Below are 23,760 nucleotides of genomic sequence, written 5' to 3'. Positions count from 1 at the left end.
GGCGGAAGAGCGGAAGAGAACGCAAGCGCGGAAAGGGCCGTCAGGCTGCATTCCCCGGACGCCCGGGTGAGCCTGCCCGCCTAGCTCCTTGCGCGACCCCTGGATCCTGGGTATGGAGGCGGGCCCCGGGGGGTTGGGAGAGGCCCGCAAATTGCGGGCGAGCCCGTCGGGGCCCGGAGACACGCGTCACCTTGGCAAGCTCAAACTGGTTCCAGCCGAACGCCGCCCCCGGGCGAGCGGGCAATGCGCCCGCGACGCCGGTCGAAGGTCAATCGCCGCCGTCCGGAGGTCAGGAGGCGCCGCCTTCTTCGCCGTTCGGCGGAGGGGCCTTCCAGTTCCTCATCCTGGCGCTGCCGCTGCTGCTCATCTTCGTGATGACGCGGAGCCAGAGCAAGAAGCAGAAGCAGCTCGAGTCGAGCCTCAAGGCGGGCGACCGGGTCGTCACGCAGTCCGGGCTCCTCGGCAGGATCATCGACATCAGCCCGAACTCCCCCAGGGTCAAGCTGGAGATCGCCCCTGGCGTGAACGTGCAGGTCCTGAAGAGCGCGATCCAGGGCCCCGATCCGGGCGAGGTCGCGGCGGCGGACGCCAAGGTCGCCGACGCGGCGAAGGAAAAGAAGTCGTAGGCCGGCGCTCGGCCCAACAGGAAGCTTTTTTACCGCCCCCGCGGCGCCACACTCCATGCTCCTAAACATCTTCCAGTACGGGTTCGCCGGCGTCGCCGGCCTGTGCCTCCTCGGCGCCTGGCTCAGCCGATCGAAGCGCAGCGTCTTCGCCTGGGCGGCACTCTCCGCCGGCGCCGCTGCGATCGCGGCCCACTACCACGTGTTCTGGGCCCTCGCGACCTTCGGCCTGATGGTGCCGTGGGCGCTGCTCTGCGTCGGGCCGTGGATCGATTTCGGGTGGCGGGTAAAGACGGGCTTCGTGCTCTTCCTGGCGCTCGGCTCGGCGCTCGCCATCTACCCGACCTACCACGACGAGCGGTACGGCCGCCCCGTCCACACCGGCCTCTCATCGGAGGAGGTGGCGGAGCAGGAGACCCGGGCGAGGGCGGGCGAGCTCGGGTTCAGCCGCTTCCTGACGTCGAACATCCCGTTCCGCCTGGTGCGCGGGCTGGATCTGAAGGGCGGCCTCCGCCTCGTCTACACGGTCGACGTCGACGAGGCGATCAGCGACAAGCGGGATCGGTACTACGACGACCTGCGCGCGGCGCTCGCGAAGTCGTTCGGGTTCCACGAGGGCGACAAGCCGCCGACGATCGAGGAGATGCAGAAGCTCCAGACGAAGCTCCGCATCGAGAAGTCGCGCGAGCAGGCGGACACGATCGCGATCACGTTCAACGACCCGGCGGACTCCGAGAAGATCAACGACGAGTTCCTGGCGAAGTTCCTGCACGAGCTGCAGCTCCAGCGCTCGGCGGATCGCCGCGTGGCGAAGTTCCGGATCCGCGACGAGGTCTCGAGCAGCATCCGCGACCGGGCTGTGACGCAGGCCAAGGAGACGGTGCTCCGCCGCGTCGACGGGCTCGGCCTCAAGGAGGCGAGCGTCTCCACGCGCGACGAGGACGTCATCATCGAGGTCCCCGGCGACGACGAGAACGCGTTCACCACGATCCGCGAGATCATCAGCCAGACCGCGCGGCTCGAGTTCAAGATGGTCGACGACGACCACGACTTCTTCGAGCCGATCGCGAGGAGCGCCAAGGAGGAAGACCTCCCGAAGGGGCTGACGTTCTCGATCGAGAACGCGCCGGTCGGCCCCGGGAAGACGAAGCCGGTCCACTTCGCGCGGATGGTGCGCGCGGAGCACGAGGAGATGCGCGACACGCTGAAGCGGCTGCGCGAGTGGGTCGGGACGCTCCAGGTCCCGGCGGACAACGAGGTCGGCTACGGCAAGCTGTACGAGTACAACGAGGAGAAGGACGCCATCGAGGAGATCGGCTGGCGGACGTACTTCCTCTTCAGCAAGGCCGAGATCACGGGCGACATGGTGCGCGACGCGCAGGCGCTCCCGGATCAGCGCGATGGCGGCCTCGGCGGCTGGTACGTGTCGATGGATTTCACCCCGACCGGCGCCGACCGGTTCGAGGACATCACCGGCAGGAACGTCAAGCGGCGGTTCGCCATCATCCTCGACGAGAAGGTCGAGAGCGCGCCGGTCATCCAGACGAAGATCGGCGGCGGCCGCGCGCAGATCACGATGGGCTCGCAGAACCCCGATCAGCAGCTCCAGGACGCGCGCAAGCTCGAGCTGGTGCTCCGATCGGGCGCGTTGCCGGCCCCGATCTCCCCCTCGAACGAGCAGCGCATCGGCCCGTCGCTGGGCAAGGACGCGATCCAGCAGAGCATGAAGGGGGCCATCGCGAGCGGCGTGCTCGTCGTCGTCTTCATGGTGGTGATCTACAGCCGCGCCGGGCTCATCGCGGACATCGCCGTCGTCTTCAACCTCATCCTGCAGATCGCCGTCCTCGCGATGTTCGGGGCGTCGATGACGCTGCCCGGCATCGCCGGCCTGGTGCTCACCATGGGCATCGCCGTCGACGCCAACGTGCTGATCAACGAGCGCATCCGGGAGGAGCTCAGGGCCGGCAAGAGCCCGCGCGCCGCGGTCGACGTCGGCTACGACAAGGCGTTCAGCGCGATCCTCGACGGCCACGTGACCACGCTGCTCTCCGGGCTCATCCTCGCGCAGTACGGCACCGGCCCCATCAAGGGCTTCGCGATCACGCTGATCGTCGGCATCGCGATCAGCCTGTTCACCGGGGTCGTCTGCACCCGCCTGATGTTCGATTGGGCGGTCCGCGGCCGAAAGATCAAGACGCTCTCGCTCGGCTGAGTACGGGGGCGCGCGAGCCGATCTCCGACCTTATGAGGGAGAACGCGCGAGCGGATCTCCGATTGAGACACGACGATGGAACTCATCAAACCTGGCCGTCAGTTCGACTTCATGAGCAAGCGCTGGCTCTTCATCGGGCTCAGCGGGGTGCTGCTCATCCTGTCGATCATCTCGTTCATCGTGCCGGGGCCGAAGCTCGGGACCGATTTCAAGGGAGGCACCGAGGTCGAGGTCGCCTTCCGGGCTCCGGTCTCGAGCGCCGAGGTCCGTGAGGCCGTCACCAAGGCGGGCTTCGACTCCCCGGACATCGTGTCCGTCGCGGATCAGGCCAACCCGAACCGCTACCTCATCCGGGTCCACGAGGTCTCGACCCTGTCGGAGCAGCAGAAGGCCGCGGTGCGCGATCGGATGTGCCTGCCGCCGGAGAACGGCTCCGTCCCCGAGGACCGCTGCCCGCACGCGGTGCGCGCCACCGAGGTCAAGTTCAGCCCCGGCGGCGACAAGATCTCCACGCGCTACGACACCACGCCCGACCTGGAGGGGATCAAGAAGCAGCTCGAGGGCATCGAGGGGGTCGAGCTCAGGGCCGGCGGGAACAATCCGCTCATCGTGAGCGAGCGCGACCACAAGGTCGAGCTCCACCTGAAGTCGAAGGGCGACCAGCTGATGGATGGCCTCCGGCAGCACCTCGGCGCGGACAAGGTGCCGGAGCAGGCGCTCCGGGTCGAGTGGATCGGCCCGAAGGCCGGCGCGCAGCTGCGCGACGCGGCCATCAAGAGCATCGCCATCACGATCTTCTTCATCATGGCGTACATCGCGTTCCGGTTCGACATCCGGTTCGCGCCCGGCGGCATCGTCGCGCTCGTGCACGACGTCGGCATCGCGCTCGGGGCGATGGTGATCACGCAGCGGGAGATCACCCTCTCCACGGTCGCCGCGCTGCTCACGATCGTCGGCTACTCGATCACGGACACGGTCGTCGTCTACGACCGGATCCGCGAGAACCTGGGGAAGCACCGGGACATGAGCTTCGCGGCCGTCATCAACTTCTCGCTCTCCGAGATGCTCGGGCGCACGATCCTCGTGTCCATGACGACGCTGCTGTCGCTCGTCATGTTCCTCTTCTACGGCACGGGCGTCATCCGGGACTTCGCGTTCACGCTCGTCGTCGGGATCGTCGTCGGCACGTACTCGTCGATCTACGTCGCGGCGCCGCTCACCGAGTGGATCGACCGCCGGTTCTTCGGCGCGAGCTCGGGCAAGCGCAAGAAGGTCAGCCGCGTCCGCACGCAGAAGCGCGCCGACGCGGTCGTCTGAGCGCCTCGCCGTGGCCGCGCGGAGCCGCGCGGCCTGAACCGCCCCAGGTCATGGACGCATCCATCCCGCCGGTGTACCCGCTTCTGTGATGAGCACGGCCACGGAGGCGTGGAGGGAGCTCGCCGAGCGCGAGGCGCCGGGCTCGGCTTCGCCCGGCGCGCGGGGCGCCGCGCCCGTCGCGGATCCGGGCGAGGCGTCCGCCGAGGCGCTCGTGATGGCGCGCCAGCTGGGGCTGTCGATCACGGTAGCGGACATCCTGCACCGGGCCGGCTGGGCGCCTGACGACGCGACCCGGCGCTTCCTCGACCCGCGGCTCTCGCACCTCACGTCGCCCGACGCGATGGCCGATCGCGAGGCGAGCGCGGAGCGGATCGCGCGCGCCGTGCGCGCCCGCGAGCGGATCGCCGTCTTCGGCGACTACGACTGCGACGGGATCACCGCGACCGCCATCATGACCGGCGGGCTGCGCGCCCTCTCGGGACAGGTGGTGCCGCTCCTCGCGACGCGCGCCGAGGGCAGCTACGGCCTCTCGGTGCCCGCGCTGGAGCGCGTGATGCGCGCCGGTCCCACGCTGCTCATCACGTGCGACTGCGGATCCAGCGATCACGAGCGGCTGGCCGCGGCCCGCGCGGCCGGCATCGACTGCGTCGTCATCGATCACCACCTCGTACCGGCCGAGCCGCTCCCCGCGATCGCGTTCCTGAACCCGCACCGCGCCGATTGCGGCTTCCCGTACAAGGGGCTCGCCTCGTGCGGGCTCGCGCTCTCGCTCCTGGCGGCCGTGCGCAAGAAGCTCGGCTCGTCGCTCGATCTCCGCCCCTACCTCGATCTCGTGGCGATCGGCACGGTCGCCGACGTCGCTCCGCTGACCGGCGACAACCGCGCGCTCGTTCGGGCCGGCCTTGGCGTGCTCCAGACCGGGCCCCGTCCAGGGCTCCGCGCGCTCGCGGCGCTCGCCAACCTCGATCTCGGGCGCGGCGCGTCCGCCGAGGACGTCGCCTTCCGGATCGCGCCTCGCCTCAACGCGCCCGGTCGGCTCGGCGATCCCGACATCTCCCTGGAGCTCCTGCTCGCGCACGACGGCGTGACCGCCTCTGCGCTCGCCGCCACGGTGGAGCAGGCGCAGATGAAGCGGCGCGCGATCCAGGACGAGATGCTGACCTCCGCGCTCGCCGAGATCGAGCGCGCCGGGTTCGATCGGGATCCTGCGATCGTCATCGCGCGGCAGGGTTTCCACCCCGGCGTGGTCGGCATCGTCGCTGGCAGGATCACGGGTCGCTACGGCAAGCCGACGATCGTGATCGCGCTCGAGGGCGCGAAGGGGCGCGGCTCGGTGCGCGGTCCGGCGGGCGCGCGGCTCCACGACGCGCTCACCCGCTGCCGCGCCGAGCTCGTCGGCTTCGGCGGCCACCAGGCAGCGGCCGGCGTCGAGGTGCGCGCCGATCGCGTCGAGGCGCTCCGGGCAGCGTGGTGCGACGCCTTCCGCGAGCAGGACCTCCCGGCCGCCGCGGCGTTCGCGACCGCCCACGTCCGGCTCGACGATCGCGACGATCCGGCGGCCGTGGCGCGTGATCTCGAGCGGCTCGAGCCGTGCGGCGAGGGCAACCGCCCGTCGTACGTCCTCGTGCCGGGCGCGGCCGTGCGCTCCGCGAGGAATCTCAAGGGCCACCTCAAGCTGGAGCTCACGTTCGCCCGACGCGAGATCTCGTGCTTCGGGTTCGAGATGGGCGAGCTCGCGCCGCGGTTCACCGGCAAGCGCGTCGACGTGGTGGGCCGCCTCCGGCGCGACGCCTGGCGCGGCGGGGACGCCGTCGAGATCAGGATCGAGCACGTCGCCGCGTCCGACTGAGCGTTCGCGGCGGGCCTTCGCGGCGTGCTAGCGTGAACGCGTGGCTGAGCCGCTGATCCGGTTCTCGCGTGTGCGCAAGGCCTTCGGTCCGAAGGTCATCTACCGCGACCTGAACCTCGAAGTGTACCCGGGCGAGACGATCACCATCATGGGCGGCTCGGGCGTCGGCAAGAGCGTCATGCTCAAGCTGCTCATCCGGCTGCTCGACGCTGATGATGGATCTATCCAGTTTCACGGTGAGGAGATCACGCGCCTGAGTGAGTCGCGCATCGCCGGGGTGCGTCAGCGCATCGCGATGCTCTTCCAGGGCGGCGCCCTGTTCGACTCGATCTCGGTCGGTGAGAACGTCGCTTACGGCCTGCACGAGCACTACCGCAAGGAGATGACCGAGACGCAGATCGCGGATCGGGTCAACTGGGCGCTGTCGCTCGTCGGCCTGCCGGGCATCGAGCAGATGCGCCCGGGAGACCTGTCCGGCGGCATGAAGAAGCGCGTCGGCCTCGCGCGCGCCATCGCGGTGCAGCCCGAGGTGCTGCTCTACGACGAGCCGACGACCGGCCTCGATCCGATCAACACCGAGCGCATCAACCACCTCATCAAGGGGCTGAAACAGGCGCTCAACGTGACGAGCATCGTGGTGACACACGACATGAAGAGCGCGTTCACGATCTCGGATCGGATGGCGATGATCTTCCGCGGCGAGGTCATCGCTACCGGCACTCCGGATGAGTTCCGGGCGTCCACCGATCCGCATGTCGCCGATTTCATTACCGGGACTGCTCCGGTGAATGAGGACGTCCAGACGCTTCTCGGCGCGTGACGATCCCTCCGAGATCGCGCAAGATGCCCTTCTGCATGGGCAGAGCGCGCGATCTGAAGGTCGGACTCTTTGTGCTGGCGGGCCTCGTACTCTCCGCCGTAGTCATTTTCCTGATAGGTGACGAGCGGCGGCTCTTCGATTCCTCCGTTGGCTTCACGACGAACTTCGCCGATGTGCAGGGGCTGAAGCCGGGCGCGCCCATCCGCATGGGAGGCATCGACATCGGTCACGTCGCTGAGGTCGGTTACGGCCCTGATCCGAAGGACTCCCGGATCTATGTGAAGCTCGAGATCGTCGAGAGCGAGGCGAGCCGGATCAAGACGGACAGCGTCGCCCAGATCGCGAACAAGGGCCTGCTCGGCGACAAGATGCTGGAGCTCACGAAGGGGCAGAGCCCGGATTCGGTGCCGCCTGGCGGGCACATCCCCGGCGAGGTGCCGACCGACGTGATGGGCAAGGTCACCGGCATGGCCGAGAAGGCCGAGGCGACGCTCGACAACATCCAGAAGGTCTCGGAGAACATCGCCGACGAGAAGCTCCAGAGGGATCTCCGCGAGACGGTCGCCTCGGCGAACACGCTGATGAAGCAGGTGACCGAGGGCGAAGGCTACCCGCACCGCTTCCTGACCGATCCCGAGGAGGCCGAGCGCATCTCGCGCACGGTACAAAGCCTCGATCGCCTCAGCACGGAGCTCGCGAGCACGGTGCGCGAGGTGCGGGGGGTCGTCTCGCGGGTCAAGGAGGGGCCGGGGTTCGCGCACGACGTCATCTACGGCGACGGCCCGCAGAAGCAGATTCAGCAGTTCGGGAACGCGGCGGACGAGGTCGCCATGACGCTGCGGGGCATCCGCGAGAGCGACAGCCTCGCGCACGACGCGCTCTACGGCGGCAAGGGTGACGGCGCCGAGGCGCTCGCCAACGTGACGGCGATGACCGGCGATCTGCGGGCGATCGTGCACGACATGAGGGCGGGCAAGGGGACCCTCGGCGCCCTGCTGGTCGATCCGTCGATCTACGAGGACATGAAGAGCCTCCTCGGAAACGTGCAGCGCAACGACGTGCTCCGCGCGCTCGTGCGCTACTCGATCAAGCAGGACGAGCAGAAGCCCGCGGTCCAGGTCGGCGGCGCCACGCCGTCGCCCTAGCTGCACATCCGCGCCGCCCGCGCAAGCGCCGGAGCGGTCGCGCCTTGCGTTATCTCAGGCCGCCCTTTATTCCTCAGTGTCTCGATGCCCAGGAAGCTCGCTGACCGTCTGTCGGCCGTCGCGCCCAGTGCAACGCTCGCCATGGCGGCGAGGGCCGCGCGCCTCCGCGCCGACGGGCACAAGGTCTACTCCTTCGGCGTGGGCGAGCCTGACTTCGATACGCCCGAGCACATTCGCAGCGCGGCGAAGGCGGCGCTGGACGCCGGCGCCACCCACTACACGGCCGTGTCCGGCATCGCCGAGCTGAAGTCGGCGATCTGCGCCACGACCGAGCAGCACCGCGGCTGGCGGCCGCTGCCGAGCCAGGTCACCGTGAGCTGCGGCGCGAAGCACGCGTTGTTCAACCTCGCGACCGCGCTCTTCGAGCCGGGAGACGAGGTCGTCATCCCCGCGCCTTACTGGGTGAGCTACCCCGAGCAGGTGCGCCTCGCCGGCGCCACGCCGGTCATCGTCAACACGACCGAGGAGATGGGCTTCCGCCTCACGGCGGACGCGCTCCAGGCCGCGCTCTCTCCGCGGGTGAAGGCGATCATCCTGTGCACGCCCTCCAATCCGACCGGCTCAGCGTATGCGGAGGAGCACCTGCTCCCGCTTCTGGGCGTGCTGCGGCGCTACGACTGCTGGATCATCGTCGACGAGATCTATGCCGATCTCACCTACGACGGGTTCCGGCACGTCTCGCTCCCCGCGCTCGCGGAGGACCTCGCGCCGCGAGTGATCGTCGTCGATGGGGTCAGCAAGACCTTCGCCATGACCGGCTGGCGCATCGGCTGGAGCATCGCGCCGATCGAGGTCGCGAGGGCGCTCGACGTGGTCCAGGGCCAGAGCACCACGAACGCGGCGGCCGTCTCCCAGGCGGCCGCCGTCGCCGCCCTGAACGGGCCCCGCGACGCGGTGTTCGCGATGCGCGCGGCGTTCGCCCGGCGGCGCTCGCTGATGGTCGAGGGGCTCAACGCCGTACCGGGGGTGCGCTGCAGGATGCCGGAGGGCGCCTTCTACGCGTTCGCCGACGTGCGTGGGCTCTGCGGGCGCGCTTTCCAGGGGACGACGCTCGCGAGCGACGAGGACGTGGCGACGTGGATGCTCGAGCAGGCGCACGTCGCGGCGGTCGCCGGCACCCCCTTCGGCGCGCCTGGGTACCTTCGCTTCTCGTACGCCTGCGATGAGGACCACATCGAAGCAGGCCTCGCTGCGCTCCGGCGGGCCGTCGCGACGCTCGATTGACCGCGCGCCTCGCTCTGCGTCGGTGTCCATGCGCGCGCTCGAATGGCAGCGGGGCCTGTCCCCGCTCGCTCGAGCGCGACGCCGCGCGGGCGCGGTAGCCCGCCTGGCTCCGTCCCCCGTCGCTCACGGCTGGCGCACAGCCGGCGCGCGCGGGCTCAGCGGCCGGCTCGCTGGCCGGAGCCGGAGCCGCCAGACGCGCCTTCACAGGCGACCCGCCGGTTCCGGGTCTGCCCCACGGGCCGCCGGCTCCGGGTCTGCCCGAGCGCCGCGAAGAAGTTCGACATCGCCAGCGAGTTCTTCTTGTCGAACGCCGATGTTTGGGTTAAAAGCGCCACGTCTTTCCGAAACGGCCGGGTGACAACCGGCTGGCATCGGGCGCATAACTCAGCGGTAGAGTGCGTCCTTCACACGGACGAAGTCGCAGGTTCAAGTCCTGCTGCGCCCACCCCGATTCGCTCCCCTGGTGAGCTGGTTCCACGCGTCGAGCTGTCTGCGTGGCCGTGCCGCTCCCAGCGGGTGTTGAGCGGCTGCTTCGGAGCATTGAGCCGCCCACGCGGCCGTGCCGAGGCACTCCCTTCGTGCGGGCAGCTTTGCGGGGGTAGCGCGGCGCGGGCCGCTCGGCGCCGTCACGTCGACGCGTGAAGGCGGCGAAGCGAGGGACGGAGGCTGCTCCGGGGTTGCGAGACGAAGGCGCTCAGCGAGCGGCGCTCGCAGCGGGCGGCGCTGCCGCCGCCTTGTCGTTCTTGCGCTTCTCGATGGCGCTGGCCGTCGCGCGAAGCTCCTTCTGGAGGGGGCCGCACCTGAGGCACTTGCGCGTCCGATGGCCCCGGCATGGCTGAGGGGTGCCGAGCGCCTTGATGTAATGGAGCGCGCGGATATCGCCTTCTTCGCGCACCCTGGCGAGCATCGCCTTGGTGGGGCACTCCGTGAGGCGGCGCAGATCGTCGGCGACGAGCAGCGCCGGCGACGCGAGCTGCCGCACGCTGCTCTCCATCAGCCGTGTGCTCGCGTGGTCCCTGGGCCAATCGCCGAATTTCGGCGCGGTCACCACCTCGTAGAGCAGGTCGGGACCGCGGCTTCCCATGTGCTTGGCCATCAGATCGAACGCCGTGAGGGCGAGGTCCGGGGTGCCGTTGGCTGCCCTCAGGATGATCTGCTTGAGCTCGTCGTTCCCGGCCTCCTCGGGAGCGAGCTCGAACAGCCGCTGCGCCGTGAGCAGCGCGGTCGCCATCGCCTTCTCGCGCCCCTGCGCGACCGCGAGCGCCCGGAGGACCGCAGGGTCTTCCGGATACCGCTGTGCGAGCGCGCCGAGCGCCGCGCTCCCCGCGGCCTGGGCGCTCTCGAGCTCCGCGGGCTGAGCGCGGGCAGGCGGCGCCTTCGCCGGGGCTTCGGGCTCCGCGGGCGCGAGCGCCGGCGCCGGCTCGGGGGCCGGCGCGCTGCTGCTCTCGCGGCTGCTGCTGTTGCTGCTGCTGCTCGGCGCGGCGGCCGGCGAAGGGCTCGACGAGGCGCTGGCGCCCTGCTCGAGCGCCGTCACGGCCGTCGGATCGCGCAACGCTACCGCGCCGCAGACGAGCCCGGTCGCGGCCAGCAGGCCCAGCGCGGCCAGCGTGGCGGCCGCCTTCGGGCGGCCCAGCCCTGATTCACCGACGTGACTCACCGAGCCGCTCATCGCAGCTGCCTCTCCCGCGGAGGACCCGCGGCCTGGTCATCAACCGTAGGGATCGTCGTTCTTCGGCGGCCTCGGCGCGGCCGGCCTGGGCCTGGGCGCCACCGGCTTGGGGGCCGCGGGCGCCGCCGTCGCCGTGGGCGCCGCGGGCTCTGGCGTGGGCGCCGCAGGCTCCGCCGTCGCCTTCGGCGCAGCGGGCTCCGCCGTCGCCGCGGGGGCCGCAGGCTCCGCCGTTGCCTTGGGCGCCGCTGGCTCCGCCGTCGCGGTGGCGCTCGCTGTCGGCGCCGCCGGCGCTTCGGCGGTCGTCGTGGGGGCCGCCGTGGCGGCGGGCGCAGCCTTGTCCGTCGCTGCGGGCACGACCTCCGTCGGCTGAGGCTTCTCCGCCGGAGCCGCAGGCTTCTCCGCCGGAGCCGCAGGCTTCGCTGCAGGCTGCTCCGGCGCGGCCGGTGGGGTCGCGGGGGGCTTGTCGCTCTGCCCGAAGACGAGCCAGAGCGCGCCGCAGAGCGCCGCCGCGACCAGCAGGATCGTGAGCAGCCGCCCAGTGCCGCTGCTCTCCTCTTCCTGTGCGAGAGGAGCCTGGGCCGTTGTTGCGGCCTTGGCCGTGGCCGGTTTGTCTTCCTTCGGTTTGGCGGCCGCTGGCTTCGCCTTCGCCTGATCGTCGGCCGCCTTCACGTCCTGGCGCGCAGGCTTGCCGTGCAGATCGTCTGCCGGCGCCCTGTCCGCGACCTCGGCCGGCCTCTTGGCCGCGGCCGCCTTCGCTGGTCTCGCCTCGGCCGCGGGCGCATCGTCCCGCGCTTCACGCTCGTTCGCCAGCTGAGCGACCGCCGGAACGGGTATCGCCGCCGGCTCGGCCAGGGGCCTGACATGCTCCTCTTTCGGCGCCGGAGCGGGCTCGGCCTTCTTCGGCGGGGCGGCCATGAGCGGCTCCTTCGACGGGCCGATCTCGTCCAGCGAGCCGCCGGCGTCGGCGAGCGCTTGCTTCAGCAGCTCGGCCGCCTGCTTCATCATCGTCCGCTCGTCGGGCGGCGGCATCTCCTTCTCGGGGTTCGTCTGCGGGAAGAAGCTGCCGCCCTCCGCGACGTCGGCCTTCTTGGCCTCACCCTTGCCCGCGTCGCCCTTCGCCCCGATCGAGCCGAGCCCCAGCATCGTCGACGCCCGCTTCACCTGCTGGGCCTGCGCTGCCTTGGAGGCCGCGGGCTCGGCCTGCGGCGCGCTCGCGGTCGCCGACGGGGCCGTGATCTCCTGCACGTCGTCGCCCAGATCCGCGCGGTCGGTGATGCCGGCCTCGAACGCCGACCCGGCGCCCGCTTGCGCGTCGACGAGCCGGGTGATCACGGCCTTGGATTTCTCATCGATCTTGATGAACTTCACGCCCATGCCCGCCGGATGCGCGTCGCTTCCTTGCGCGGGCTCGCGCTTCCACACGACGCGGCCGACGCCGGCGATCACGGCTTGCTCGTCCTGTAGACGGATCTCGAACTTGAGCAGCGTGCCAGCGGGGAAGGGCGACGGCGTCTTGATGAAGATGCCGCCACGGCTCACGTCATGCGAGTGGTGCTCGATGAACTCGTCGACCGTGGCGCTCTTGTAGCGGACGGTCATCTGCAGCACTCTCGCTCGCGGATCTTTGCGTGTGTCCTGGGCCATCAGGGTAGAACTCCCGTCTACTTCGCGACTCGCTCCAGCGGATGTGGTCCGCATGTTACCGAAGGTTCGCCGCGAAGCCCAAAGGCTAACACGTGACGGTCGCTTTACCGAACGCAGCCATGGGCGACCGGGCGAGCATGCTGTTCGCGCGGCGCGTGTCGCCACGCCCGCGCCCGCGCCCCTGCGCCGCAGGGCTTGGCGAACCGAGCGTGTGCGCGCGTCTCTCGTGATATGTTCGCGTCGACTGGAGAATGCGCCAGGATGGCTGTCCGGGACCACTTTCGCGTTCACGCGAGGCGACGCGTCGATCTTGGGGCGACGCTGCGCGATCGGCAGTCGATCGAGGAGCACGGCGTTCGCATCCGCGATCTGGGGCTGGGCGGCGCCGGCATCGAGCTGTCCGAGGCCCAGCTCGCGTCGGAGCTCCTGGATCCCGAGGCGTCGGTGACGCTCGAGGTCACCGCCCCGAACCTGTGGGATCCGCTGAGCCTCCGCGGTCGTATCGCCTGGATCCGCCGCGGTGCGGCGGGGCGGCCGGCGCGCGCGGGCGTCCGCTTCGAGCACCACGACGCCGGGTCGCTCTACGGCCTCTACCAGCTGCTCGGCACCGAACACTTCGATCTTTAGCGCGGGGGGCGACCGCTTCGGATACGGGCTCATCTCGGCGCTTTCGATGCTCGGCGTATGTGAGTACGCCTGCGCGCCGAAAACGCCGATCTGGGCCCGTCTCCTGTGCGGGCGCCCCCCGCGCTGCGGCTGGGACGGGGGAGGGAGGAGGGGCTCGGATGCACCGACGCGCTGCGCTGCGGCGGGGATGGCGTGCTGGAGCACGCTTGCGCGTCGGCAACGTCGCTGTGGGGGCGGGAGACGGAGCTAGAAGGCGAACACGGGGCTGACGGTGGGGGCCAGGACGAGGCCGAGCGTTGGCCACATCAGCATCACCTTCATCTCGGCAGAGACACCGAAGTTCTGGGTGATGCCATAGACCACACCGGCGCCTAGCGCCGAGAAGTTCCGCCCGGTGATCTGGTAGGCATCGAGATTCTCGACGTAGCGGGTGTTCGCCGGACACCTGTTGCTGCTGCTGGTGTGCAGCAGATCCCCTTCCTCGGTGCGGCGATCGCACACATCCACAGGCACCGAGGCGTTCGCCTGGGCCAGCCCGATGGGCGAGGCGAAGGCATAGGGGCGGAACCCGCCCTTCTCGACAATCCGATCCCCCAGGAGGAAATACGTGGCGCGGAGCTCCCCATGGAGCGGTAGGAAGCTGAGCGCCTGGAGATGCGGGTTCTGCAGATCATTGCCCGCCTCGTCCGTCCACGCGCTCGGCCCGTTCTTGGAAGACGGCGAGCCGCCGAACGCGAACCCGACCCGCACGCCGAGGAGCAGCGGCAGATCCGAGAACAGCTGCCGATCGTACGACAGCATCACCCGCCACCCAGCGAGGCTCAGGCCGCCCTTGACCCCGTTCGTTCCCTCGAGATCCGCGGGCTCACCATAGAACTGCCGGCCGTCGCCGCCCGGATAGAAGCAGGCGTAGGCGGCGTCGCTGCCCGAGCAGACGTAATCGGTACCGCGCACCAGGAGCAGGTCGAGCTGGCCGGAGACGCCGACCACGTTGCGGTTACCCTTGCCCTTGCCCTTCGGCGCCCCGCCCGCCTCGTCGCTCCCCTGCTCGCAGGTCCCGTTCACACAGGCGAGCCCCGACTGGCACTCCTCGGTCGCCTCGCAGGCCGAGCCCCAGGTCTTGTCCCCGCGCTTGCCGCCGGCCTCGGGGCAGCCAGGCAGGCCTGGCGGGCAATCCTCCTTCGCGGCGCACCGCTTCGGTGGCTCCTGGCCAGGCAGCGACGGCTCCTGGTCGATCTCGTTCTTGATCGGCACCCGGTGAGGGGCTTGCATCGAACCGGCGGTGCCCACCGGATCGCCCGCTTCGTCCCTCAGGATGACAAAATACCGGATATCGCCGGTCGTCGTGACATCCTCGCAGGGGATCTCCGCCCCGAAGCCGCTCTCGATACGCCTCATCTCGAGCGACTTCCACTTGGGCGAGCCGAACGGCTTGTAGCGGACCGTCGCCTTGGACGCGTCGATCTCCTCCGGGATCTCGACATAGACAGGCACCGGCGTATTCACCGCCTGCTCCGCCACCGGCGTGTGGGGAACGTCGCCCGCCGCGGCCTTCGTGCCCTTGCCGCCGCCGTCGCCAGGCGCCTTCCCGGCCTTCCCGGCGGCCTGCGCCTCCTTCTGGGCCTCCTTGAACGCCTGGGCCAGCTCGGTCGTCGTCAGCGCGTCGATGAGCGCCGCCTTTGGATCGGCCTGGAGCGCTAGCACGAACTCGGCCTTGGCCTGATCGAGCTTGTTGCCGCCGCCGTACACCGTGCCGAGCGCGATGTGCAGCTTGCCGACCACCGGCTTCGAGCAGGCGTTCTTGTCGCACTTCTTCAGGGCGTCTTTGAGCTTCTTCTCCGCCTTGTCGAACTCGACAGAGAGGTAGTCATCGTCCATCGCCTGGTTGTGCAGCTTCATCGCCTCCGCGTCCTTTTCGCCGGCGGCGCCGGCGACCGCCGGCACGCCGAGGACCCACAGCGAAGTCAGTGCAGACGCGAGACGAGCGCGGCGCGAACGACGGAAAAACACGGGTTCAGACCTCCAGGGTGTGCTGGGGAGGGGCTCTTGCTTTCAGGATGAGGGGGCCGGGTCCGGCCCCCTGGACTGCTGCGCGGTCGAGAGCGACCGTACCCCGACACGCCAGGCGGCGCCCCCGCGACGGCTCGACTACTGCGCGCCCTCCGTGCGGACGAACTGCACGCGCCGGTTCAGGGCGCGGTTCTGGTCGGACGTGTTCGGCACGATCGGCTGCTCCATGCCGTACCCCTTCGATGTCAGCCGGGCCTCGTCGATGCCCTTGGCCACCAGGTACTTCTTCACCGAGGCCGCACGCCGATCCGACAGCTTCTTGTTGTAGGCCGCGGCGCCCTTGTTGTCCGTATGCCCCTGGATCTCGATCTTGATCTTCGGGTTCTGCTGAAGGACCTCCACCACGGCGTCGAGGATCGGGAAGCTCTCGGGCCGGATCTTGTCCTTGTCGAACTCGAAGTGGATCTGCTGCGTGATCTTGATCTCCTTCTCGGTGACGATGACCAGGCTCGGCTTCTTCGGGCAGCCCGGCTTGTCGCCGCCGACCACGCCCGGCTCGTTCGGGCACTGGTCCTCGAGATCGACCACGGTGTCCTGGTCGTTGTCCGGCTCGGGGCAGCCGTCGGCGTCCTCGTAGCCGTCCGGATCCTCCGGATCGTTCGCGCAGTTCTTGCCCGTGCTGTCCTTGTCGTTCGCGTCGAGGATCGTGTCGAGGTCGTTGTCGAGCTCGGGGCAGCCGTCCTCGTCGAGGTAGCCGTCCTTGTCCTCGGGCAGGAGCACGCAGCTGTCCTTGCCGTCCGTGAGGCCGTCGCCGTCCGTGTCCGGATCGTCCGGGCAGCCGTCATCGTCCTGGAAGCCGTTCCAGGTCTCGGCGTCGCACGGGCACTTCTTGTCCTGCGGATCCAGCAGCCCGTCGCCGTCGCAGTCTCCGGGCTTGGGCGGCGGCGCCTCCTCGACGAACCCGCGCTCGGCGCACTTCTGCGGCGGCGAGAGGTCGTACGCGGCGTGCGTGTTCGCCTTCGCGATGTCGAGGTGCTCCTTGGCCCGGGCGAAGAAGCCCTGATCGAGCTCGACCGAGGCGAACGACAGGTGCGACTTCGCCATCGCCAGCTCGCGCGGCGCACAGCGGAGCGCGCCGTTGCGCTCCGCCTGGCTCGCGATCGTGCTCAGCGCCTCGATGTCGCCGCGCATGACCGGCACCTGCGTGCACGAGAAGGCGGCTCCGGCGATCGCCACGACAGCGACGGCGCCTGCGCGACGGGCGCGGCGGGAACTGCGGCGCGTCATTCCAATGCTCATCGACCCGCGCCCTCGTGCGCCTGTTTCGCTAGGGTGATCGCCTTGTCCGCGTACTCCTCTGCGACGTCGGCGAAGTCGATCGCGTCGCCGTAGTCGGCGGCCGCGGCCTCCTCCCGAGCCTTCCAGAGGTGCTCGCGCGCGGTGTAGTACTCGTACGGCGCATACTTCTCTGCGCCGAGCGCCTCGGCCGTCTCGAGCTTGCTCGAGGCCGAGTTCGCGGTGAACGCGTAGAGGGTGCCGCCGCAGCCGCCCGTGAGGGCCGCTGCGAGCACCATGCCCGCGCCTGAAATCCAAGTCCCGAATCGCCGCCCGTGCGTCGTCACGATCGCGTTCTTTCTGGAGCGGGCACCTAAGACCGTCTGCCCGGCCGTCGCGACGCTATCAAGGCCGCTCGGCGCGCGTCAACCGGCTCGGGGAAGGGAAGGGTGAGGTCAGAGCTTCCGGTAGACGCCGACGACCACGCCGAGGAGCATCGCGGGCTTGAAGTCGCTCGCCCGGACCAGGATCGGCGCCATCGCCGCGTTCGCCGGCTGGAAACGCACGTAGTCCTTCTCGGGGAAGAAGTACTTCACGGTCGCCTCGTCGCCGATCAGCGCCACCACGATGTCGCCGCGCTGCGCGGTGAGCTGCCGGCGCACAAAGATGTAGTCGCCGCTGAAGATGCCCGCCTCGATCATCGAGTCGCCGGTGACGCGCAGGCCGAACACCTCGCGCCCGCCGCGCACGAGCGTGCGCTCGATCCGGACCGTATCGAGGACGTGCTCCTCGGCGAGGATCGGCAGGCCCGCGGCGATCCGGCCGACGACCGCGATCTCGACGAGGTCGTCCTCCTGGTCGTTCGCAGGGGCGTCGTTCCCACCGTTCACGAGCGCGCCGCGGAGATCGGCGCCGCCGCCGGCGCCCGCGCCATCGAGATCGCGCGGGCGGAGCGCGCGCGACTTCATGTCCTCGCGCGTGAGGTAGCCCTTGCGTTCGAGCGCCCGGAGGTGATCGTTCACCCCGTTCGTCGAGCGAATCCCCATATGCGCGCCGATCTCGCGCAGCGTCGGCGGGTAGCCGCGCTCGCTGATCGACTGCCGGATATAGTGAAGCACCTGCTGTTGTCGCTCGGTGAGCCCCTGCATCGGGCGGAACCTACTGAACGGTTGGGTAGATGTCAAAAAAGTGTGGAGCCCCCTCGCTATGGGCTCGATTCTACTGCGATTTTCTGGATGCCAGCGGCGCCCGTCCGCCCGTCCGTCTCGCCTCCCGCCGCGCCGCGCCGTGAGCCCCGAGGCGCGTCGAGCGTGCAGGGTGAACCGAAGGGCAGGGCTCCGCTGTGGTCAAGGCTGCTTCGGGCCGTTGTTCCGTGAGCTCACCGCCTGACGGGGCTCCAGCATCGCCCGGATCTCTTCGCCGTCGGCGGCCGCGGCGAACGCCTCCTCCAGCGTGATCATCCGGCGCTGGTAGAGGGACACGAGCGACTGGGCCATCGTCTGCATGCCGCTGCCGGACTGGCCCACCTGCATCTGCGAGTAGATCTGGTGGAGCTTGTCCTCGCGGATGAGGTTCCGGATCGCCGCGTTCGGGATCATGACCTCCATCGACATGACGCGCCCCGGGCCGTTCGCGCGCGGCAGGAGGAGCTGCGTCATCACGGCGACGAGCGTGAAGGAGAGCTGCTGGCGCACCTGCGACTGCTGGTGCGGCGGGAAGACGTCGATGATGCGGTTGATCGTCGAGATCGCCGAGTTCGTGTGGAGCGTGGCGAACACGAGGTGACCGGTCTCGGCGATCGTCAGCGCCGACTCGACGGTCTCGAGGTCGCGCATCTCACCGACGAGCACGACGTCCGGATCCTGGCGCAGGGCGTACCGCAGGGCGTCCTTGAACGACGCGGTGTCGGAGCCGATCTCGCGCTGGTTGACGAGCGACAGCTTGTGCGGGTGCAGGTACTCGATCGGATCCTCGATCGTGAGGATGTGCAGCCGCTGCTCCGAGTTGATCTTGTCGATGATGCTCGCGAGCGTTGTCGTCTTACCCGAGCCCGTCGGGCCCGTCACGAGCACGAGGCCGCGGGGCTTGGCGGTGATGTCGAGCACGACCGGCGGCAGGCCCAGCTCGTCGAAATTCATGATCCGGAAGGGGATCTGCCGGAAGGCGGCCGCCACGGCGCCGCGCTGCATGTAGATGTTGGCGCGGAAGCGGGCGAGCCCCTTCATGCCGAACGAGAGATCGAGCTCGTTGCGCTGCTCGAACGTCGCCACCTGCTCCTCGCTCAGCACCGAGTAGCAGAGCTGCTTCGTGTCGCTCGGCATGAGCGGCGGGAGCTTCAGCGGCACCACCGTGCCGTCGATGCGCAGGAGCGGCGGCGTGCCGCTCGTGATGTGCATGTCGCTCGCGCCCTTCTCCACCATCGCGCGGAGGAGCTGTTGGAGCGTGTACCGGAGGCCTTCCTGCTGTCCGACGAGCTCGGTGGTCATGCGCTCAGTCCCCCATCGTCACGCGGCCGACCTCCTCGGTCGTGGTGACGCCCGCGAGCACCTTCTCGATCCCGCTCATCCGGAGGGACAGCATCCCGCCCTTGACCGCGGCGGCCTTGAGCTCGGCCGTGGACGCGCCCTGGAGGACCATCTCCTTCAGCGCGTCGGTGAAGCGCATGACCTCGTAGAGCGCGACGCGGCCCTTGTAGCCCGAGCCGTTGCAGGTCTTGCAGCCCGCGCCGCGGACGAGCTCCGCGCGCGCCACCTGTTGCTCGGTGAAGCCGAAGTCGAGGAGCACGTTCGCGTCGACCTTCAGCGGGACGCGGCAGTCGGGGCAGATCTTGCGCGCGAGGCGCTGGGCCAGCACGAGGTTCACGCTAGCGGTGATCAGGAACGGCTCCACGCCCATGTTGAGGAGGCGCGAGATCGTCGACGGCGCGTCGTTCGTGTGCAGCGTCGAGAGCACGAGGTGGCCGGTGAGCGCGGCCTTGACAGCGATCTCGGCCGTCTCGAAGTCGCGGATCTCGCCGACCATGATGATGTCCGGGTCCTGCCGGAGGAACGACCGCAGCGACATCGCGAAGTTCAGCCCGATGTCGTCGTGCATCTGCACCTGGTTGATGCCGTGCAGGTTGTACTCGACCGGGTCCTCGGCGGTGCTGATGTTCGAGCCGATCTGGTTGAGATCCGAGAGCGCCGAGTAGAGCGTCGTCGTCTTGCCGGAGCCGGTCGGGCCGGTGACGAGGACCATGCCCCACGGCTGGCCGATCGCCCACTTGAAGTCCGCGAGCGGCTTCGGATCGAAGCCGAGCTTCGCCATGTCGAGCTGCAGGTTCGACTTGTCGAGGAGGCGGAGGACGATCTTCTCGCCCCAGATCGTCGGGAGCACCGAGACGCGGAAGTCCATCTCCCGGCCCCTGCCCATCTTCAGCTTGATGCGGCCGTCCTGCGGGAGCCTCCGCTCGGCGATGTCGAGCGAGCTCATGATCTTGAGGCGGCTCGAGATCGCGTTCTTCAGCTTGATCGGCGGCTGCATCTCCTCCATCAGCACGCCGTCGATGCGGTAGCGCACGCGGAGCTTCTTCTCGTACGGCTCGACGTGGATGTCGCTCGCGCCCTTCTTGATGGCGTTCAGGAGGATCGCGTTGACGAGCCGGACGACGGGCGCGCCCTCGGCGGCCTTCTCCAGCTCGAGGACGTTGACGTCGTCGGCCTCGACCTGGAAGCCGACCTCCTCCTCTCCGAACTCGCTCAGCACCTCGTCGTAGGAGGGGCCGACGTTGTAGGCGCGCTCGATCGCCTCCGTGATGCCGGTCTCCGACGCGACGACGGGCTCGACGTTGAAGCCCGTGAGGAACTTGATGTCGTCGATCGCGTGGAGGTTCGTCGGATCGGCCATCGCCACGACGAGCGCCGTCCCCGACCTGGAGATGGGGATGATCTTGTGCTTCTCGCAGACGTCCCGCGAGACGAGGCGCGAGACCTCCGCGTCGATCTCGTACTCGTCGAGGGCGACGGCCGGGACGCGGTACTGCGTCGAGAGGAAGCTCGTGATCTCTCCGTCGGAGATGTACCCGAGCTTGGCGAGCGCGTACCCGAGGTTCTGACCTGTCTTGCGCTGCTCCTCTTGGGCTTGCCTGAGCTGCTGGAGGTTGATGAGCTTTTCGCGGACGAGCAGTTCGCCGAGGCGGTTCGTTGTCGACATCGAGGCCGCAAATCCTGCGGGTGACGAGGAAGGGAGTCAACGCTGGCGGTTGGGGCCGGCGCGCATCAAGGGTAGGATGTCGGATGGTGGCGAGGATGGCGCTGCGTGAGTCTCTTTGAGTGGTTCGGGCTCAGGCGGGGGGACAGCCGACGCAGGGCGGCCGAGGCCAAGGAGCTCGCCGGCGATCTCGCGGGGGCGGTCGAGCTGTACCTCGACGCCGGGATGCCGGACGACGCGGCCCGGGTCCTCCTCCTCCGGGCGGACGCCGAGCGGAGCGTCGAGAAGCGGATCGCCTTCTGCGCGTCGGCGTCCCGCATGGCGGAGAGCCCGGAGCTCAAGCGCGCGGCGCTCGGGCGCAAGGCGCTTCTCGCCTTCGATCTGGTGCGCGCGCGGGGCGCGAGCGTGATGCGGAGCGAGGCGCTGGCCGTCGCGCGCGAGCTCGAGGAGGCGGGCGAGCTCGAGCGCGCAGCCGACGCATACGCCCTGGTGGGCGACACCGAGTCGGAGACGCGGGTGCTGGCCGCGGCGGGCGCGATCGAGCGGCTCGAGGAGCGGCTCCGCTCCGCGATGACCGTCGAGAGGGACCAGCGAGAGCTCGCCGCGGTCCTGCGGGCGATCGCGGATCTCGACCGGATGGCGGAGCGCCGCGAGGCGATCGCGGTGGCCGAGGCGTGGATCGCGGGGAACCGCGGCGGCGAGCAGGTGGCCGACGCCCTGCGCGCGATCCGCGCGCGGCTCCTCTCGGGGCCGATCCTCTCGATCGAGCTCGGCGGCGCCCTCCTGCGGTGCGCGCTCGGCGACGAGGTCACGATCGGTCGCGGCGAGGCGACCATCGTCATCGCGTCCCGCGCCGTCAGCAGGACGCACGTGCGGATCCGGCGCGGCCCGTCCGGCGTCGAGGTCGAGGATCTCGGGACGCGCAACGGCACGACGCTGGCGGGCGCGCGGCTCACGGGGCCGCTGCCCGTCGGCCGCGGCGTGCAGCTCTTGCTCGGCGGGGAGGTGCCGTGCGCGATCGCGCCGGGGACCGGCGAGGGGTGCGTGGTGGAGATCGCGGGCGATCGCTTCGCGGCGCCGCTCGGCGATCTGCCGGTCGGTCCCTGGCGGATCCGCCTCGATCAGGCGGGGGCCTCGTCCTTCGTCGCGCTGAAGACGCCGCCGGGGGCGCCGCCGCCGTTCCTCGGCGATTACCAGCTCGCGCCGTCGGTCGAGCTCTGCGCGGGCGACGCGATCGCCTCGGCGCGCGGGGGAACGGCGGTCTTCCGGCTACCCCCGGCGGGCGAGGCTCCGTCGATCCGGCGCGGCGGCGCCGAGGGCGGCCCGGCGTGAGCCTGTGGCGGCGGCTCAAGGAGCGCCTCGGCGGCGCCGCGGCGGACGGCGGTGCACCGGCGGACGCGCGCGGCGGCGCTGCGTCGGGAGGGGCGGACGTTGGGGGCAGCGCGCATCCGGCGCGAGCGGATCGGCCGCAGGCGCATGCGCGCGCGTCGCGCGACGGCGGAGGCGACGAGATCGCGCGCCTGCGGAGCTCCGGCGCGCGGGACGGACCCTCGACGGACGAGGTGATCGCGGTGCTCCGGCGGGCGCGCGGGACGCTCCGGGAGGCCGAGGCCGTGGCGCACCTCGTCGCGGCGATGGAGGAGCGGGTGCTGCCCGATCCGATCCGCGTGGCCTGCGCGGATCTGCTCGCGGCCCGGGGCGACGAGCAGGGCGCGCTCGCCGTGCTGGAGGGCGCCGCGTCGCGCGAGCGCGGGGGCGCGTCGCGCGCGCAGCCGGTGTCCTCGACCGAAGGCCTCGTCCTCGCGGCCGATCTTTACGCCTCGCTGGGGCAGCTCCCGCGCGCGGTCGGCGCGATCGAGCGGGTGCTCGTCCGGGAGATCGGCGCGCCAGGCGCGCGCGAGCGCCACCAGCGCTGGCGGGCGGCGCTCGGCGCGGATCGGCCCGCGATCGCCCGCGTGGAGGACGCGACCGTGATCGCGCCCTCGGCGGGCAAGAGCCCGTTCCGCCTGCTCCGCGAGGTGGCGCGCGGCGGCGCTGGCGCGGTTTACGAGGCCGAGGACGAGGTGCTCGGCCGGCGCATCGGGTTCAAGGTCTACCATGGGCGGGGCGGCGACCGGGCGCACCTCACCCGCGAGGTCCGGCTCGCCACGGCGCTCGCGGGCCCCGGCGTCGTGCGGGTGTTCGACGCGGACCCCGAGGAGGGGTGGATCGCGCTCGAGTGGATAGCGCGGGGGTCGGTGAGAGACGTGCTCCGCGCCGGCGACGCGGCGGCGCTCGCGCCGATCGCGCGGTGGGCGCGTCCGCTCGCGCGCGCGCTCGCCCGCATCCATGAGCGCGGCTACGTCCACGCGGACGTGAAGCCCGCCAACGTGCTCCTGCGCAACCTCGGCGAGCCCGTGCTCACCGACTTTGGGCTGGCCAGGCCCCGTGGCGCGCCGTCCGCCGGCGGCAGCCCAGGGTACGTCTCACCGGAGCGGCTCGCCGGGCGGGCGAGCGATCCGCGCGATGACATCTACGGCTTCGGCCGCGTGCTCGAGGACGTCCTCGTCCACCTCGAGCCGCTCGGCGGCGAGGGGCTCGCTCCCTGGAAGGAGCTGTCGCTCCGGTGCCTCGGCCCGGACGACGACCGGCCGCCGGACGGCGCCGCGCTCGTCCGGGCCGCCCGCTGAGCGCCGCGGCGAGCTCAGCAAGCTTCGAGGCAGCGCTGGTACCGATCGAACGCCGCCGCGTCGGTGCCATCGAACGCGCCGCAGGGAGCCTCCGCCGCGCACGCCGACGCGCACCGGACGCGGCCGTCGCACGACGCCTCGGGGGAGATGCCGCTGCCGTGGAAGCCGCACTCCTCGGTATGCTCCGTCGCCTCGTCGCACACGCTCCCGCAGCCGGGCGCGAGGGCGACCGCGAGCGCAATTGACGCGGCTGACGCGGCGCGAGCTGCTCGTGCGCTGCCGGGTGCTTCCGTCCACCAACGACGCCTGCCTTCGCTCATGCCTGCTCTCTGCCGGGCTGATCTCTCGTGCGGGGGACCTCACGCTGCGGCGGGGTTCGGCGCAGGGTGGCAACCCGCTTCGCTTCGGGCGCGGCCCTGGGTAGATTG

Annotated in this window: 20 protein-coding genes and 1 tRNA gene; 11 read left to right on the top strand and 10 right to left on the bottom strand. The window is 70.3% G+C overall.

Annotated elements, in window-relative coordinates; translation table 11 throughout:
- Nucleotides 1–191: 191 nt before the first annotated feature.
- The 7 genes from yajC to WME79_RS25215 all read left to right on the top strand — a co-directional run bounded on the left by yajC (nucleotide 192) and on the right by WME79_RS25215 (nucleotide 9,250).
- The gene (gene yajC, locus WME79_RS25245) at nucleotides 192–626 is read left to right on the top strand and encodes a preprotein translocase subunit YajC (RefSeq protein WP_437519798.1); all 435 of its coding nucleotides are present in this window, start codon (nucleotides 192–194) and stop codon (nucleotides 624–626) included.
- A gap of 55 nt (nucleotides 627–681) precedes the next feature.
- Nucleotides 682–2,835, top strand: coding sequence for a protein translocase subunit SecD (secD, locus tag WME79_RS25240; RefSeq protein WP_437519796.1), 2,154 nt, complete (start codon nucleotides 682–684; stop codon nucleotides 2,833–2,835).
- Between the two features lie 75 nt (nucleotides 2,836–2,910).
- Nucleotides 2,911–4,152 carry a protein translocase subunit SecF gene (gene secF, locus WME79_RS25235; protein WP_437519794.1) on the top strand — a complete coding sequence of 414 codons (1,242 nt, stop codon included), beginning with the start codon at nucleotides 2,911–2,913 and terminating at the stop codon, nucleotides 4,150–4,152.
- A gap of 88 nt (nucleotides 4,153–4,240) precedes the next feature.
- Nucleotides 4,241–6,001, top strand: coding sequence for a single-stranded-DNA-specific exonuclease RecJ (recJ, locus tag WME79_RS25230; RefSeq protein ID WP_437519792.1), 1,761 nt, complete (start codon nucleotides 4,241–4,243; stop codon nucleotides 5,999–6,001).
- Nucleotides 6,002–6,041: 40 nt separating this feature from the next.
- The gene (locus tag WME79_RS25225) at nucleotides 6,042–6,821 is read left to right on the top strand and encodes an ABC transporter ATP-binding protein (RefSeq protein WP_437519790.1); all 780 of its coding nucleotides are present in this window, start codon (nucleotides 6,042–6,044) and stop codon (nucleotides 6,819–6,821) included.
- A gap of 35 nt (nucleotides 6,822–6,856) precedes the next feature.
- Nucleotides 6,857–7,966 (top strand): MlaD family protein, encoded by a 1,110-nt coding sequence (locus WME79_RS25220; protein ID WP_437519788.1) that lies wholly within the window; start codon nucleotides 6,857–6,859, stop codon nucleotides 7,964–7,966.
- Between the two features lie 141 nt (nucleotides 7,967–8,107).
- Nucleotides 8,108–9,250 (top strand): pyridoxal phosphate-dependent aminotransferase, encoded by a 1,143-nt coding sequence (locus WME79_RS25215; protein ID WP_437519786.1) that lies wholly within the window; start codon nucleotides 8,108–8,110, stop codon nucleotides 9,248–9,250.
- Nucleotides 9,251–9,405: 155 nt separating this feature from the next.
- On the opposite strand, the gene WME79_RS25210 is transcribed toward WME79_RS25215, so the two are convergent.
- Nucleotides 9,406–9,585: a hypothetical protein gene (locus WME79_RS25210; protein WP_437519784.1), complete on the bottom strand. Its 180-nt coding sequence runs from the start codon at nucleotides 9,583–9,585 to the stop codon at nucleotides 9,406–9,408.
- Between the two features lie 38 nt (nucleotides 9,586–9,623).
- Between WME79_RS25210 and WME79_RS25205 the strand changes: the two genes are divergently transcribed.
- Nucleotides 9,624–9,695, top strand: a tRNA-Val gene (locus WME79_RS25205).
- 249 nt (nucleotides 9,696–9,944) lie between these two features.
- On the opposite strand, the gene WME79_RS25200 is transcribed toward WME79_RS25205, so the two are convergent.
- Both WME79_RS25200 and WME79_RS25195 read right to left on the bottom strand, forming a co-directional pair.
- Nucleotides 9,945–10,907: a hypothetical protein gene (locus WME79_RS25200; RefSeq protein ID WP_437519782.1), complete on the bottom strand. Its 963-nt coding sequence runs from the start codon at nucleotides 10,905–10,907 to the stop codon at nucleotides 9,945–9,947.
- 51 nt (nucleotides 10,908–10,958) lie between these two features.
- On the bottom strand, nucleotides 10,959–12,563 hold the full coding sequence (locus WME79_RS25195) for a TIGR02266 family protein (protein WP_437519780.1): 1,605 nt from the start codon (nucleotides 12,561–12,563) through the stop codon (nucleotides 10,959–10,961).
- 261 nt (nucleotides 12,564–12,824) lie between these two features.
- Here WME79_RS25195 and WME79_RS25190 point away from each other — a divergent pair, with 261 nt between their 5' ends.
- Entirely contained in the window at nucleotides 12,825–13,190 is a 366-nt protein-coding gene (locus tag WME79_RS25190; RefSeq protein ID WP_012237106.1) for a PilZ domain-containing protein, read from the top strand.
- Between the two features lie 246 nt (nucleotides 13,191–13,436).
- Here the strand turns inward: WME79_RS25190 and WME79_RS25185 are convergent, their stop codons facing one another.
- The 6 genes from WME79_RS25185 to pilB form a co-directional block, all read right to left on the bottom strand.
- A complete protein-coding gene (locus WME79_RS25185; protein ID WP_437519778.1) occupies nucleotides 13,437–15,134 on the bottom strand; it encodes an EB domain-containing protein in 1,698 nt (565 codons plus the stop codon).
- Nucleotides 15,135–15,338: 204 nt separating this feature from the next.
- Nucleotides 15,339–16,487, bottom strand: a complete 1,149-nt coding sequence (locus WME79_RS25180) for an OmpA family protein (RefSeq protein ID WP_437519776.1) — start codon at nucleotides 16,485–16,487, stop codon at nucleotides 15,339–15,341.
- A gap of 8 nt (nucleotides 16,488–16,495) precedes the next feature.
- Nucleotides 16,496–16,774, bottom strand: coding sequence for a DUF4398 domain-containing protein (locus tag WME79_RS25175; RefSeq protein WP_044965531.1), 279 nt, complete (start codon nucleotides 16,772–16,774; stop codon nucleotides 16,496–16,498).
- Between the two features lie 156 nt (nucleotides 16,775–16,930).
- Nucleotides 16,931–17,623, bottom strand: coding sequence for a transcriptional repressor LexA (gene lexA, locus WME79_RS25170; RefSeq protein ID WP_012237101.1), 693 nt, complete (start codon nucleotides 17,621–17,623; stop codon nucleotides 16,931–16,933).
- A 198-nt stretch (nucleotides 17,624–17,821) separates the two neighbouring features.
- Nucleotides 17,822–18,961, bottom strand: coding sequence for a type IV pilus twitching motility protein PilT (locus WME79_RS25165; protein WP_437519773.1), 1,140 nt, complete (start codon nucleotides 18,959–18,961; stop codon nucleotides 17,822–17,824).
- 4 nt (nucleotides 18,962–18,965) lie between these two features.
- Nucleotides 18,966–20,666: a type IV-A pilus assembly ATPase PilB gene (gene pilB, locus WME79_RS25160; protein ID WP_437519771.1), complete on the bottom strand. Its 1,701-nt coding sequence runs from the start codon at nucleotides 20,664–20,666 to the stop codon at nucleotides 18,966–18,968.
- A 105-nt stretch (nucleotides 20,667–20,771) separates the two neighbouring features.
- Here pilB and WME79_RS25155 point away from each other — a divergent pair, with 105 nt between their 5' ends.
- Both WME79_RS25155 and WME79_RS25150 read left to right on the top strand, forming a co-directional pair.
- Complete coding sequence (locus tag WME79_RS25155) at nucleotides 20,772–21,995, top strand: FHA domain-containing protein (protein WP_437519769.1); 1,224 nt, start codon at nucleotides 20,772–20,774, stop codon at nucleotides 21,993–21,995.
- On the top strand, nucleotides 21,992–23,332 hold the full coding sequence (locus WME79_RS25150) for a serine/threonine-protein kinase (RefSeq protein WP_437519767.1): 1,341 nt from the start codon (nucleotides 21,992–21,994) through the stop codon (nucleotides 23,330–23,332). The genes WME79_RS25155 and WME79_RS25150 overlap by 4 nt, the downstream gene beginning before the upstream one ends.
- Nucleotides 23,333–23,346: 14 nt before the next feature.
- Here the strand turns inward: WME79_RS25150 and WME79_RS25145 are convergent, their stop codons facing one another.
- On the bottom strand, nucleotides 23,347–23,652 hold the full coding sequence (locus tag WME79_RS25145) for a hypothetical protein (protein WP_437519765.1): 306 nt from the start codon (nucleotides 23,650–23,652) through the stop codon (nucleotides 23,347–23,349).
- Between the last annotated feature and the right edge of the window lie 108 nt (nucleotides 23,653–23,760).

This window comes from Sorangium sp. So ce726 (assembly GCF_051521405.1).
Classification (GTDB): domain Bacteria; phylum Myxococcota_A; class Polyangia; order Polyangiales; family Polyangiaceae; genus Sorangium.
The sequence above is the reverse complement of the archived record's forward strand: the minus strand, read 5'-3'. Positions and strand labels throughout refer to the sequence as shown.